The 14,225-nt window shown below is 68.3% G+C and carries 9 protein-coding genes; 8 read left to right on the forward strand and 1 reads right to left on the reverse strand.

Features of this window, described 5'->3' with window-relative positions:
* Positions 1-19 precede the first annotated feature (19 nt).
* Complete coding sequence (locus AC1C2S_RS12090) at positions 20-4,780, reverse strand: DUF4082 domain-containing protein (protein WP_495352771.1); 4,761 nt, start codon at positions 4,778-4,780, stop codon at positions 20-22.
* A gap of 308 nt (positions 4,781-5,088) precedes the next feature.
* Between AC1C2S_RS12090 and AC1C2S_RS12095 the strand changes: the two genes are divergently transcribed.
* The 8 genes from AC1C2S_RS12095 to AC1C2S_RS12130 are packed head-to-tail and all read left to right on the forward strand — an operon-like array spanning position 5,089 to position 14,197.
* Complete coding sequence (locus tag AC1C2S_RS12095; protein WP_495352772.1) at positions 5,089-6,147, forward strand: Gfo/Idh/MocA family protein; 1,059 nt, start codon at positions 5,089-5,091, stop codon at positions 6,145-6,147.
* A complete protein-coding gene (locus AC1C2S_RS12100) occupies positions 6,144-7,142 on the forward strand; it encodes an NAD-dependent epimerase/dehydratase family protein (protein WP_495352773.1) in 999 nt (332 codons plus the stop codon). Before AC1C2S_RS12095 ends, AC1C2S_RS12100 begins: the two co-directional genes overlap by 4 nt.
* Positions 7,139-8,293: a DegT/DnrJ/EryC1/StrS family aminotransferase gene (locus AC1C2S_RS12105; RefSeq protein ID WP_495352774.1), complete on the forward strand. Its 1,155-nt coding sequence runs from the start codon at positions 7,139-7,141 to the stop codon at positions 8,291-8,293. The genes AC1C2S_RS12100 and AC1C2S_RS12105 overlap by 4 nt, the downstream gene beginning before the upstream one ends.
* Position 8,294: 1 nt before the next feature.
* Positions 8,295-8,927, forward strand: coding sequence for a NeuD/PglB/VioB family sugar acetyltransferase (locus AC1C2S_RS12110; RefSeq protein WP_495352775.1), 633 nt, complete (start codon positions 8,295-8,297; stop codon positions 8,925-8,927).
* Positions 8,924-10,045, forward strand: a complete 1,122-nt coding sequence (locus tag AC1C2S_RS12115) for a DegT/DnrJ/EryC1/StrS family aminotransferase (protein ID WP_495352776.1) — start codon at positions 8,924-8,926, stop codon at positions 10,043-10,045. The genes AC1C2S_RS12110 and AC1C2S_RS12115 overlap by 4 nt, the downstream gene beginning before the upstream one ends.
* Entirely contained in the window at positions 10,042-11,295 is a 1,254-nt protein-coding gene (locus AC1C2S_RS12120; RefSeq protein WP_495352777.1) for a glycosyltransferase family 4 protein, read from the forward strand. The genes AC1C2S_RS12115 and AC1C2S_RS12120 overlap by 4 nt, the downstream gene beginning before the upstream one ends.
* Positions 11,292-12,794, forward strand: coding sequence for an oligosaccharide flippase family protein (locus tag AC1C2S_RS12125; protein ID WP_495352778.1), 1,503 nt, complete (start codon positions 11,292-11,294; stop codon positions 12,792-12,794). Before AC1C2S_RS12120 ends, AC1C2S_RS12125 begins: the two co-directional genes overlap by 4 nt.
* Entirely contained in the window at positions 12,791-14,197 is a 1,407-nt protein-coding gene (locus AC1C2S_RS12130) for a glycosyltransferase family 4 protein (protein ID WP_495352779.1), read from the forward strand. The genes AC1C2S_RS12125 and AC1C2S_RS12130 overlap by 4 nt, the downstream gene beginning before the upstream one ends.
* The last annotated feature ends 28 nt before the right edge of the window (positions 14,198-14,225 follow it).

Below are 14,225 nucleotides of genomic sequence, written 5' to 3' on the forward strand. Positions count from 1 at the left end.
CTGTTCGACCCCGCAACGTTCACTCCGTGAGCACGATGTCCGTCCAGTAATTGTGACCCGCCGTCGCCATCGGATAGGTCGCGCCCCCGTAGACGTAGACGCCGCCGTTCGGCACCGTGACGATCGGCCCGCTCTGCACGGAGCCGATGAGCGCGCGGACATTGGCCGCATAACGCCCGGTCGTCGTGATGTAGCTTGCGCGGTACTCGACACCGGGAGTCAGCACGACGGGGGATGCGAATGGAACGGTGTACCACCCGGAAGCCGGTTCGTCGCTCGATACGGCGGAGGTGATCGGGGCGCTCGTGTCGGCTCCCCAGAGGAATGCTTGGTGCGAGGTGGCCGAGTCGGCGGCGACCTTGTACAGGCGAAGGCCCGAGATGCTCACGGTCTCAGTCACGGTGAACCGGACGCCGAGCTGCACGGTCGTCCCGTCGTTCCAGGACGTGTTCGCGGGCGTCGCGTCATTGAAGATCGCTCCGGTAGGTGGCACGTCGACGGTCTCGAAGGTCCAGGAGCCGTCGACGATGGTCTCGCCGCCGACGGTGACGGTCGCCGTGAACGTGGCGCCGTCGGCGAGCGCGGAGTTCGGGGTGAATGTGACCGTCGACGACGCCGAGTTCCACGCGGATGCGCCGGCGACCTCACCGCCAGGTCCCGCGAGGGCGAGTTGCGGCGTCGAATCGACGTCGCCCGTGAGCACTGCGGAGACGGTCGTCGACGTGTCGATCAATGTGGCGCCGGCGCCGGGTGACGAACTGCTCACTGCGGGTGGTGCGATGTTCTCCGCCGGATCGAACACGACATCGACGAAGTAGCTCGTGCGGTTCCACGCGAACGCCGGGATCGCGGTGCCGTCACCGTAGCGGTAGCGCCCGTTGAGATCGGGTACCGCGGCGAGCGGTCCGTTGGTGACGCCGGTCGCGAAGAATCCGGAGGTGAACGAATAGTGCCCGGCGGGTGCGAAATACGACACGACGTACTGGTGGTTCGGCACGATCTCCACCGGTTCATCGAAGAGTGCCTGCTGCCAGCCCGACGCCGACTCGCCGACGAAGCTCACCGAGGCGAGTTCGACACCGGTCTCGGCATCCCACAGCGAGCCGGTGTGCGCGCCGGTGTTGCCCGCGCCCTTGTGGAATCGCACTCCGAGCACCTCGCCGCGAACGGTCGTCGTGAAGGCCATGCCGAGCTCGACCGAAGCGGAGTCGTCGCCTGCAGCGGCGACCGCGGGGGTGACGCCGGTGAACAGCGTGAGGGCGCCGTCCGGCACCGGGTCGGGCCCGGGCGTCGGCGACACGACGGTGAACGTCCACGTGCGTGCCGGGACGCTGCCCTCACCGCTCTCTGCTGTCGCACCCGAGAACGAGACCGTGACCGTGGTGCCGAGCGGCAGCGACTCCGCAGGGTTGAATGTGAGGGTCTTGCGGTCCGAGGAAAAAGCGAGCACGCCGGCGACCGATTGACCTGCCACGGTGAGGCCGAGTGTCGATCCTTCGGCGGCCGGCGCACCGAACGATACCGAGACGTCCGACGCGGCGGCAACGCCGACCGCGTTCTCGGCCGGTGTCACCGAGGTGACGGCGAACGACGGCGCTGCCGACTCGAAGACGACGTCGACCAGATAACTCGTGGTGCTTCGCGTCGCCGGGAAATCACCGTTGTAGCTGTATGCGCCCGCGGAGGCCGCAGTAGTGAGCGGACCGACCGTCTTCGGGGAGGAGAACGTGCCGATCGTGGCGGAGTAGCGTCCGGCCGGAGCTCGATAGGCGGCGACGTACGCCGTGCCGGCCTCGACCGGAACGGGTTCGTCGAACACCAGGGTCTGCCACCCGCTTGTCCCCTCCGACGTGAACGTGCCGCTCGCGAGCTGCTGACCGGCATCAGTCCACAGGCTTCCCGTGTGCGGACCCGTGTTGCCGACCGACTGGTAGAACGAGACCCCGGTCACGACGCCGTCCGTCGTCGGCGTGAATGCCGTTCCGAGCACAGCCGGCACCGTGTCCGGATCCTCCAGGATGCCGGGGACCGTCGACTCGGAGAAGATGCCGCACGGGCATGCGCCGGAGACGGGATCGGGTTTCGCGGTACGGAAATCCCAAATGGCGCCGCTCGTGAGTTGGATCCCGGTGGCGGTTCGCGCTGAGAGTTCGACCGTGTACGTCACGAAACCGTCGAGTGCGCTGTCAGGCGTGAACGTGATCGTGCGAGTCGTCGGATCGTAGCTCGTCTCGCCGGGGACGGCGTGGCCCAGTTGGTCACGGACGGCCACCGCGTGCTCACTGACCGCCTTGGTGAACGTTGCCGAGATCGTGGTGTCGGCGTCGACGCTCACCGAGCCGGGAAGCGGCCAGCGGGACGTCGCCCCGAGTGGTGACGCATCCGTGGTGTGGAACACGACATCGACGTAGTAGTTCGTGTTGCCCCACGTCGAGACGGGCATCCGGCCCTGTCCTCCGTACACACCGGCCGCCGCGCTTCCGAAGCCGCCTGGGAGGTGGAGCGGGTCGCGCTCGAGGGACGCGGCGGCGAAGGCGTTGTCGTCGGCCGAATAGTGGCCCTGGGGGGCCCAGTACGACGCCGTGTACGTCGCTCCGGCCTGCACGGCCACGGGTGCCGCGAGCATGAGGGTCTGCCAGCCGCTCGACGTCTCATCGATGAACGTGCCCGTGGCGAGCTGTGTGCCGTCGGGGCCCCAGAGCGAGCCGATGTGTGTGCCGGTGTTCGCGGCGCTCTTGTAGAAACGAATCCCTTGCACGAAGCCGTCGACCATGGGAATGAACCGCACTCCGAGCTCGACCGGCGCGGCGTCATCGGAGTCGACCTGCTTCGGCACCTCCAAGCCGAAGGCCGTGTACGGCCCGGTCACGTGAAGCCCGACGGAGGCTCCAGTCGGCGGGGTGTTCGCGCTGTCGTCGATCGCTCGCGCGAGCACGGCGAGATCACCCATTCCGTGGAGCACGAACTCGTAGCTCCACGTCGTGGTGCCCACCGCCGCATGCCAGGTGATCCCGCCGTCAGTCGAGACCTCGACGCCCGCGACCCGGCCGCCGCCACCGTCAGTGGCGGTACCGGAGAGTGCGACGACCGAACCGTTCGCGACCGTCGTGCCCGCTGTCGGCGACGTGATGGTCGCGGTCGGCGCGGTCGTGTCGGCGCTCGGGGAGGCGGGATCGAGGTCGCTCTGCAGCGTCGCGGGTTGTGCGCCCATGTCCGCGAGCAGGTTGACTTCCGCCTGCTGCATGCGGGGATCGGCCGGTGCGCCGTCGCCGTCGTGTGTGGCGTCGAGCCCCCACGCCCACTGGATGCTGCCGGCGGAGAACACGAGCGCGCCGCTCGCCGCTCGATAGAGGGTGAGGTGGTGCTCCGTCGCACCGGGCTTGACCGTGTTCCCGAAGTCCTGCAGGTATTCGGGGACGGCCCCGACGGTCGTCGAGAGACGGATGAGGCCGGGCGGGCGATGCCCGTTGTCGATGTCCTCGTCGGACTCGTAGCCGACCGTGTGCGGCGCCAGCGCGGTCGCCGTGCCGGTCGGCTGCGATTCGAGCCCGGTATTGCGCCAGAGTCGTGTCTTGCCTTCTTCGGCGGAGACCGTGACGGGGAGGTCGGAGAAGTTGGACATGTACATCGTGCCGAGCAAGGCGTTCTCCGGACGGCCGGCTCCGTTCTGCGGCGACGCGTATCGGGGATCGCGCCACGTGCCCGTCCACTCTGCGGAGGGATCGATCTTCGAGTTCGACCACGTCTCCTTGTAACTGACGAGCGTGCGGTACGGCGTGGCTGAGGAGTCTGCCGACTGCTCGTACCGCGTGTGCCAGTACGCGCTGTTCCCGCCGAGGAATTGGATGTTCACCCCAGCGTCCCGTGCAGCGCCGATGTTCGCGCGCTGCGCGGCCGACCAATACTCGTCGTGACCGACGTCGAGGAACACTCGGTGATTCGTCAGCAGCGAGCCGTACCGGTCGGTGTCGACGCCCGAGAAGTAGGACACGTCGTAGCCGTTGCGCTCGAGGAAGCGCACCATGGCGAACTCGGAACTGAAGTAGAAGTCGCGGCCGTCATCGTGGTAGCGATTGGAGAACGGGCGGTTGTAGCTGATCTTGTAGGCTCGACCGTTCGCTGCGCCCTGATAGAAGTTCGAGCCGCCGTAACGGTTGTACGCGTGCCAGGTCGGGTCGGAGGTCTGGAACAACACGTCGGAAGTGCTCGATTCGTCGCGCACGATGAACGTGATGTGGCTCTGGCCGCCGGTGTCGCCGCGTGTGAGGAGCGCGAGGTACACGCCCGAGACGGCGTTCGACGGCACGTCCCAACCTGCCGAGACGGCCCAGTTGCCGCAATCGTAGACTTCGGTGCTGGCATCCGTGATGCACTCCGGCTGGTGCTGTGGGAGTGGGGCGCTCGGTGAGACCGAGTCCCACTTGCGAGCGCCGAGGCCCTGATACCAGCCGGTGCGGTAGATGTCGATCGAGTACGCGGATGCGTCGGTGTCGATCTTGAAGTTGATGCGGCTCCCGATGTTGACACTGATATCGGTGGCGAAGCCTTGGATCGATGCATCGCCGGCGCCCGACGAGATCTCCCATTCCTCCGGATCCGCGCCGGCGAGTGCGTTCTCGCACGCGACGGGGTTCGCACAGCCTTCGGCCGCAGCGACGGTCGCGGTGGTGAGCCCGAGCGAAGCGAGCAGACCGGTGAGCGTCACGGCGGTCACGATTCGGCGCAGGCGCCAACGCATGGCCGAGCGGGATTCGGGCTCAGTCGAGGTGGCAATGGTCACGATGGGTCCTCTGGTTTCGGGTAATGAGGACGCCCTGAGTATTCGGGAGCGGCTATCCCCTCCGTCTTATCGCAGGCCACTGCCATGCTGCTCCCCCCAATTCGGGGCCGCGGAGCGGCTGGGCAGGTGGCAGCGTCGGTCCACCCCCATATTGGGACTGCCGGGCTCGAACCGGCGGCGGGGAGAATCGATGCGATCGGTGCGAGAGTTCGCGCGACGTCGTCGCTGGCGGCCGGACGCGTTCCGCGACATTCGCGATCGCCGGCGCAGCTCCGGATGCGAACCCGAAACCCTAGGAGCACACCTCGATGCACACCCTATCCGTCGCAGTGATCGGTGCTGGTTACTGGGGTCCGAATCTGGCCCGGAACTTCAGCAACAGCCCGGATTGGCGTCTCGCGGCGATCTGCGATCTCGACCGCGACCGTGCCGAGAAACTCGCCGCCCGCTTCGTCGCCGTTCGCGCCGAGCACGATTTGGCCGCGGTTCTCGATGATCCCTCGATCGACGCGATCGCCATCGCGACGCCGGCCCGCAGCCATCACTCCATCGCGCTCGCCGCCATCGCGGCGGGCAAGCACGTCGTGGTCGAGAAGCCGCTCGCCGATTCGAGCGAGAAGGCACGGGAGATGGTGGACGCCGCGCGGGCCGCCGGTGTCGTCCTCATGACCGATCACACCTACTGCTACACGCCGGCCGTGCTGAAGGTCCGGGAGCTCATCGCGGCGGGCGAGCTCGGGGACATCCTCTTCATCGACTCCGTGCGCATCAATCTCGGACTCGTCCAGCCCGACGTCGACGTGTTCTGGGATCTCGCCCCGCACGATCTGTCGATCATCGATTTCGTGCTCCCCGGAGGACTCAAGCCGCTCGCGGCGGCGGCGCAAGGCGCCGATCCTCTCGGTGCAGGCAAGGCGTGCATCGGCTACCTCTCGATGCCGCTGCCGAGTGGTGCCGTCGCTCATGTGCACGTCAATTGGCTGAGCCCCACGAAGGTCCGTCAGATGATCATCGGCGGCTCGCGGCGCACCCTCGTGTGGGATGACCTGAACCCCCAGCAACGCATCAGCGTCTACGACCGGGGTGTCGACCTGCAGACGCAGGTTCTCGACAGCTTGGAGCGGCGGGCCGCGACGGTCGCCTACCGGCTCGGCGACACGTGGGCCCCGGCATTGTCCGAGCGCGAGGCCCTCGATGCGATGGTCTCCGAGTTCGCCGAGGCCATCCACGAGGGGCGCTCTGCGCGCACCGACGGTGAGTCGGGTCTGCGCGTGCTCGCAGTGCTCGAGGCGGCGAGCCGCAGCCTCGCAGCCGGCGGCGATCCGGCTCCGATGTCCGAGCTGGAACTGGCGGGAGACGCAGCATGACCGGGCTCAGGGGCGCGAACGTACTCGTGACCGGTGGCGCAGGCACGATCGGGTCGACGCTGGTCGATCAATTGCTCGACGCAGGGGTCGCTCACGTCGACATCATCGACAATCTCGTACGCGGGCGGCGCGCGAACCTCGAGCCGGCGCTCGCCTCGGGCCGAGCGACGATCATCGACGGCGACATCCGTGACCGTTCGCTCGTGCACGAGCTGACCCGCGGCAAAGACGTGGTGTTCCATCAGGCCGCGATCCGAATCACGCAATGCGCCGAGGAGCCGCGACTCGCGCTCGAGGTCCTCGTCGACGGAACGTTCAACGTCTACGAGGCCGCCGCGGAACACCACGTCGCCAAGGTGATATCGGCTTCGAGCGCCTCGGTCTACGGCATGGCCGAGCAGTTCCCGACCGATGAGCGGCACCACCACCTCAACAACGACACGTTCTACGGGGCTGCCAAGTCGTTCAACGAGGGGATGCTGCGCAGCTTCCGAGCCATGTACGGACTCGACTACGTGCTGCTGCGCTACTTCAACGTCTACGGTCCCCGTATGGACGTGCACGGCGTCTACACCGAGGTGCTCGTGCGCTGGATGGAACGCATCGCCGACGGCCTTCCGCCGCTCATCTTCGGTGACGGCCGGCAGACCATGGACTTCGTCTGCGTCCCCGACATCGCCCGGGCGAATGTGCTCGCTGCGACGAGCGACATCGTCGACGGCGAGTACAACATCGCGAGCGGCACCGAGACGAGCCTGCTCGAGCTCGCAGAGGCCCTGCTTCGCGTCATGGGCTCCGACCTCGGAGTGGAGCATGGCCCGGATCGCGCGGTCAACGGCGTCGTTCGGCGGCTCGCCGATGTGTCAGCGGCCAAGCGCGATCTCGGGTTCGAGGCGACCACCGGTCTCGAAGACGGCCTCCGTCTGCTCGTCGACTGGTGGACCCCGCTGCGCCACGAGATCGCTGCCGGCCGACCGACGGCGAGCGCCGCATGAGCACCGCGGTGGACGCGCGCATCAATGTGATGAAGCCCTGGCTGGGCGCCGAAGAGGTGGCTGCGGTCACGGAGGTCATCGAGTCCGGCTGGGTCGCTCAGGGCCCGAAGGTCGCCGAATTCGAACGAGCGTTCGCGCACGCGATGCAGGCCCGCGAAGCGGTGGCGGTGTCCAACTGCACGACGGCGCTGCACCTCGCCCTCGTCGTCGCGGGCATCGGCCCGGCCGACGACGTCGTCGTGCCGTCGTTCTCGTTCATCGCGACATCCAATGCACCCACCTACGTGGGAGCCCGACCGGTCTTCGCCGACGTGGACGCCATGACCGGGAACGTGACGGCCGAAACCGTCCGCCGCGCACTGACACCGGCGACGAGAGCGGTCATCGTCGTCGACCAGGGGGGTGTACCCGTCGACCTCGATCCGATCCGCGCGGTGTGCGACCCGAAGGGCATCGTCGTCATCGAGGATGCCGCGTGCGGCGCCGGATCCCGGTACCGCGGGCGCCCTGTCGGTGCGGGCGCCGAGCTTGCCGCGTGGTCGTTCCACCCGCGCAAGATCCTGACGACGGGTGAGGGCGGCATGCTCACGACGAGCAATTCGGAGTGGGCGGCGCGCGCACGCCGGCTCCGCGAGCACGCGATGAGCACCTCCGCTGCGGAACGGCACGGCAGCCTCGTCTCGCCGGCCGAGGAGTACGACGAGATCGGGTTCAACTTCCGCATGACGGATCTGCAGGCGGCCGTCGGGCTCGTGCAGCTCGGCAAACTCGCCGAAGTCGTCGAGCGTCGTCGCGCGAATGCGGCGCGATATCGCGAACTGCTCGCCGACGTCGGGGGAGTTCGTCTCGTCGATGACCCCGAGTGGGGTGCCGGCAACTTCCAGTCGCTGTGGCTGGAGGTGCTGGCCGACTACCCGCTCGACCGCGAGGGGCTTCTCGTCGCGCTCGCCGAGGCGGGAATCTCCGCTCGTCGCGGCATCATGGCCGCGCACCGGCAGCCCGCGTACGCCGGGCGCGACACGGGCGACGTTCCGCTACCGGTCACGGAACGACTCACCGAGGCCACCCTCATCCTGCCCCTCTTCCACCAGATGTCCGGCGACGAGCTGGAACGCGTCTCGCGCGTCATCCACGACGCCGGAGCCCACTGAGATGGCCGTCCTGCTCGTCGGGGCGAGCGGTCTCTTCCGAGAGGTCGTGCCCGTGCTGCGGGAAGCGGGCCGAGATCTGCTCGGGCTGCTCGACGATCGGAGTGCGAGCCTGCCGCGCACGGTCGGCGGCGTGGCGGTGCTCGGCGGTGTGGATGATGTCGCGCTCTACCCCGACGCCGATGTGCTGGTGTGCGTCGGATCGGGACTGGCGCGCTCCGCGATCGTCGAGCGGATGGCGCGCGCGGGTGTCGATGCGTCTCGGTACACGACCGTCGTCGACCCTTCGGTGCGCAACGTCGGTGGCTCCCCTGTGGGCCTCGGATCGATCCTGCTCGCGAACGTGACGATCACCGCCGATGCCGTCATCGGCGCCCACATCGTCGTGATGCCGAACGTGACGATCACGCACGACTGCCTCGTCGACGACTTCGCGACCTTCGGAGCCGGCGTCTCGCTCGGCGGCGGTGTGCGCATCGGGCGCGGTGCATATGTCGGCATGAACGCCTCGGTACTGCCGGGCCTCCAGGTGGGTGCGGGCGCGACGGTCGGCATGGGGGCGGTCGTGCTGGCCGATGTGCCCGATGGAGAGACCTGGGCCGGGGTGCCCGCACGAGCGTTGGGAGTGAAGAAGTGAGCATCGGCGTCAGCATGAGGGTGCCGTTCCTCGACCTCGCGGCGCAGTCGGCCGAGGTCGCCGACGAGGTGCTGCCCGTGTGGCGCGCCCAGTTCGAGTCGGCGTCGTTCATCGGCGGCGGCGAGGTTGCGGCGTTCGAGCGCGAGTACGCGGCGTACATCGGGGTCGAACACTGCGTCGGCGTCGGCAACGGCACCGACGCGGTCGAGCTCGCACTGCGCGCCGTCGGCGTCGGCCTGGGCGACGAGGTCATCATGCCGGTCAACACCTTCATCGCGACCGCCGAGGCCGTCTCGCGCACGGGCGCCACCCCCGTGTTCGTCGATGTCGACGATGAGCACCTGCTCATCGACCCGGCTGCGGTCGAGGCTGCCGTCACCGCACGCACGCGGGTGATCCTCCCCGTGCACCTGTACGGCCAGACCGCGCCGGTCGAGGCGCTCGTTCCCATCGCCGAGCGGCACGGCATCGTGATCATCGAAGACGCCGCGCAGTCGCAGGGGGCGTCATCCGCTGCCGGACGAGCGGGCGGGCTCGGGCTGATCGCCGCAACCAGCTTCTATCCCGGAAAGAATCTCGGTGCAGCCGGCGACGCCGGTGCCGTACTGACCAATGATCCCGCCCTCGCCGAGTTCGTGCGCAATGTCGCCGCTCACGGCAGCACCGTGAAGTACGTGCACGATCGCGTCGGCTTCAACTCGAGGCTCGACGCCGTGCAGGCACCGGTGCTGCGAGCCAAGTTGCGTCGACTGGAGTCGTGGAACGCCGCCCGCCGCGCCGCCGCGGCCGAGTATGCGCAGCTGCTCGCCGATGTGGCCGGCGTGCGTGTGCCGACCGGACGCCTGGGTAACGAGGACGTCTGGCATCTCTATGTCGTGCGCGTCGACGAGCGCGACCGGGTGCTCTCGGAACTGGGCGCGGCAGGGATCAGTGCGGCCATCCATTACCCGACGCCGCTCCATCTCACCGCCGCCTACGGCTCCCTCGGCTACCGAGCCGGACAGTTCCCCGTCGCAGAGGCCGAGGCACGCCGCATCCTGTCGCTGCCGATGTTCCCGCACCTCACGCCGGAACAGCAGGCCGGAGTCGCCGACGAGCTGATCAGGAGCGTGCGATGACCGTCACCGCGCATCGCCTCGCAGCAACGGCTCGGCAGCGGACGTCCGTCGAGGGGCAGCCGATGCGGATCGTCATCGGCCTCGCGGGACTGCGGTTCGGGGGATGCCAGATCAACGCCATCGATCTTGCGCGGGTGCTGCGGCCGCGCGGCCACGATGTCGCGGTGTTCGCGGTACGCGACTCCGATGTCAGCTCGACGATCCTTCCGTACGCGGAGGCTGCGGGCTTCGAGATCGAGATCCTCGAACGGGCAGGACTCCTGCGCACGGCCCGCGGCATCACGCGGTTCGCCGATGCGCACCAGGCGGACATCGTGCACGTCTTCGCGCCCTGGATGAATCGACCGGTCGCAGTGGCGTCGGCCGGCTGGTCGGGGCGCGCCTGCATCGAGACCAACTGGAACATGGAGAACGCCTTCTGGGGCTCAGCGCGGGTGCCGCTGATCGTCGGGACCGGTGCCATGCTCGAGGAGGCGCAACGCCGGCGAGGGGCCGCCGTGCACCTCATGGAGCCGCCGGTCGACCTCACGGCGGACAGGCCCGATCGTGGTTCGGCGTCGGCGTTTCGCGCTGCACACCGGATTCCTCTCGACGAGACCCTCGCGGTGATCGTCACGCGGGTGGACAGGGACATGAAGGCCGAGGGGATCCTGCACGCGATCTCGGCGGTGGTTCGGATCGATTCACCGACGTTGACACTCGTGGTCGTGGGCGACGGCGACGCATTCACGGCGGTGGACGCCGCGGCCACCGCTGCGAATACCCGGCTCGGGCGGCAAGCGGTTCGCATGGTCGGTGACATGCAGGACCCCCGGGCCGCTTACGCTGCGGCGGACATCGTCTTGGGCATGGGTGGATCGGCGATCAGGGGGCTCGCGCACGGGAAGCCGCTGATCGTGCTCGGCGAGGATGGATTCTCGTCGATGTACGAGCCCGCGACCGTCCCGCACTTCCGCCGCGAAGGCTTCTACGGCGTCGGGGGCGCCGGCGATCCCGCAGATCGACTGGCTGCGCTCATCCGCGCGTTGCATGCCGATCCCGAGCGCCGTGATGCCCTCGGCGCCTTCGGGCTCGACGAGGCGTCTCGCCGATTCGGGCTCGATGCGGCGGCGAGCGCGCTCGAGTCGATCTACAGATCCGCGCTCCTGGCGGCGCCCGGCCGGGCGGCTCGGGTGAGCGACGCGGCGCGGCTCCTCATGAAGTCCCGCCTCGAGCAGCTGCGCTCCCGCGTTCCCGGGAGGACCCGGTGACCCCCAGGACGGTGTCCGGCGACGAACCCCTGACGGACGCGGCGCTCGACCGAAAGGTGCGCCGAGGCAGTTTCTGGCTCGGCGGCAACTCGATCGTGATGCGGATCTCCAACATCGCCGTGATGGCGGTCGTCGCCCGCATCGTCGCCCCCGACGAGTTCGGCGTGTTCGCGCTCGCGATCGTGGCGCACGCCACGATCGTGACCGTCGCGGAGTTGGGCATCGCCTCGGCGATCGCAAGGAGGGACCTCGATCAGGATGCGATCGCTCCGACTGCGGTCACGATCTCGGTCGGCGTCAGCGCGCTCCTTGCGGGGCTGCTCGCGTTCTTCGCAGAACCGATCGCCATCGCGCTCGGCTCGGTCGAGGCGGCGCCGGCATTGCGGATCCTCTCGATCTCGGTGGCGTTCAGCGGCGTGTTCGTCGTTCCGAGCGCGCAACTCCAGCGCGAGTTCCGGCAGAACGTCATCTTCAGCACGAGCCTGGTCGGAACGATCGTCGGCTCGGGAGTGCTCATCGGGCTCGCGCTCGTCGGCGACGGTGCGGAGGCGTTCGCCTGGTCGCGCGTCGCCGGGCAGCTGATCACGGGTGTGCTCGTGATCGCTGCGCTCTCGAAGCGGTATGCGCCGGGATGGAATGCGAGTTCGGTCAGGCTCCTGCTCCGGTTCGGTGTGCCGCTCGCATTCGCCAACCTGTTGAGCCAGGTCGTCGCAAATGTCGACTACGTCTTCGTAGGCCACGCTCTCGAACTGCGCGACGTCGGGCTCTACACGCTCGCCTTCAATGTGGCGTCATGGGCGTCATCGGTCATTGCATCTGTGCTCAATGGGATCGTTCTGCCCGCCTTCTCCGCCGTTCGCCAACGAAACGGCGACGTCATCGGCGCGCTCTTCACCTCGACACGGGTCGTCGCCCTCGTGGCGTTCCCGATCGCAGCGATGACGAGTGGGCTGGCGTGGCCGCTCATCGTCGTGCTCTACGGCGAACGATGGGGCGACGCCGCCCCCGTGGTGGTCATCCTGTCGGTGTACGGCGCGGCGACCGCGATCGGGCAGCTCATCGCCAACATCCTGATCGCCTCGGGCCGAACAGTGGTGCTCTTCGTCGTTCAGGTGGCCGTGCTCGCCGTGCTGGTACCGGCGTTGTGGCTGGGTATTTCCACGGCCGGACTGATCGGCGCCGGACTCGCGCACGTCGCGACGGTGCTGCTCATCTCGCTCCCGGTCTACCTGATCTCACTTCGTCGCGTGCTCGGCGGCGGTCTCGGTGCGATGGCTCGAGGCGCCGCGCCGCCGTTGATGGCGGCGGTCATCGCAGGTGCGATCGCGTATGCGGTCTCGCTCCCGATCTCGTCGCCGCTGTGGCAGCTGCTGGCCGGCGGACTGTGCGGTGGCATCGCCTACCTGCTCATGACCGCCAAGCAATTGGCGCTCCTGCTGCCCCCAGGTGCTCGGGCCCGGATCGAGGGAGTGACGTCCCGGTTCGGACGCAGAACATGAGCGGCACGAGCGCCGGAGTCCTGCTCGCCCTGGAGCGTCTGTCTGCACGTGTCGTGCCGAGGCGGATGCGAGAGCTGCTGCGCCCGATGCTGCGGCGAAAACGGACGGCGGTGCTCGACGCGTGGGACTCCCCGTTGACCCACCGGGGGCAGGTGCCGGTGTGGCCGGCCGCACCCGATGCCCCCAAGGAAACGTTTCCCACCGCCGGGGCCTCGGGCGGCATGCGTTGCCTGCTCGTGACGGACTCGCTCGAGACCGGCGGGGTCGACGAGGTCGTGGCCCTTCTGGCACGCAGTCTGCCCGCGCACGGAATGGAAGTCGCCGTGCTCCTGGCATCGGACGATCGCACGAAGGGCATCGGGCTGATCGGTCGAGATCTGCTCGCGCACGGGGTGGAGGTCGTCGACTTCGGTCCGATCGACGGTGCGCGCTGGGTCGCGAACTGGCACCCCGATGTCGTCTACCTCCATGGCGACATGCAGTGGCCTGTCGAGTCGGCGGTTCGGCTCGACGTGCCGGCAGCACTCGTGCTGCACGGAATGCACGACCTGTTCGATGTCGACAGTCAGACGGTCGTCGATCGTTCGGGCAAGCTGACAGCCGTCGTGGCCGTGAGCGAACTCGTCCGGCAGGAATACCTCTCGATATCCGACGGGTTGGATCCCGCCAAGACGGTGGTGATCCCGAATGGCGTCGACCCGCGCAAGGTCTCCAGACTCGCCAGGGTCGACTGCAGGCAGAGCCTGGGCCTCGAAGACGAGATCGTGTTCCTTTCGCTCGCGCGCCATTGTCTGCAGAAGAACACCTACGCGCTCATGAGTGCGTTCGAGGATGTCGCGAAGGCGCTGCCGCGTGCGCACCTGCTCGTCTGCGGTCGCGTCGACGAAGCGGTGTACACGCGCCAGATCATCGCGTTGCGGAATCGGTCGCCCTTCAGAGATCGCCTTCACGTGCGCGACAACGTGCAACGAACGGATGTGCTGTTCGGTGCGGCAGACGTGTTCGTGCTCGATTCGTTCTTCGAGGGCTGGGCGCTGTCGTCGATGGAGGCGCTGGCCTCCGGTGTCCCGGTCGTCCTCAGCGACGTCGGCGGTGCGCGCGAACAGGTCTCGAGCGCAGTTCCGAGCGGCCTCATCGTGTCGAATCCTCTCGGGGACCCGGTGGGGCAGACCTGGGACGACATGCTCGGCGCCCGGTTCCGACGGCAGGGGAACCGTGATGAGCTCATCGAGGCGATGCGCTCCGTCGGCGAGAACCGCGGTCTGGTTGCTCCGAGAGACGAGATCGCGGCGGACTCCTCGGACCGGTTCGACTCATCGAAGTCGGTCGAGGCTCACGCGAACCTGCTTCGCGCTCTGGCCTCGAGGAAGGCGCCGCACGTCGCTGGGCCGCAGACGGCCTGATCAGTCGCCGGCGGCCGCTCCTCTCACG

This window comes from Agromyces sp. Y782 (assembly GCF_059445405.1).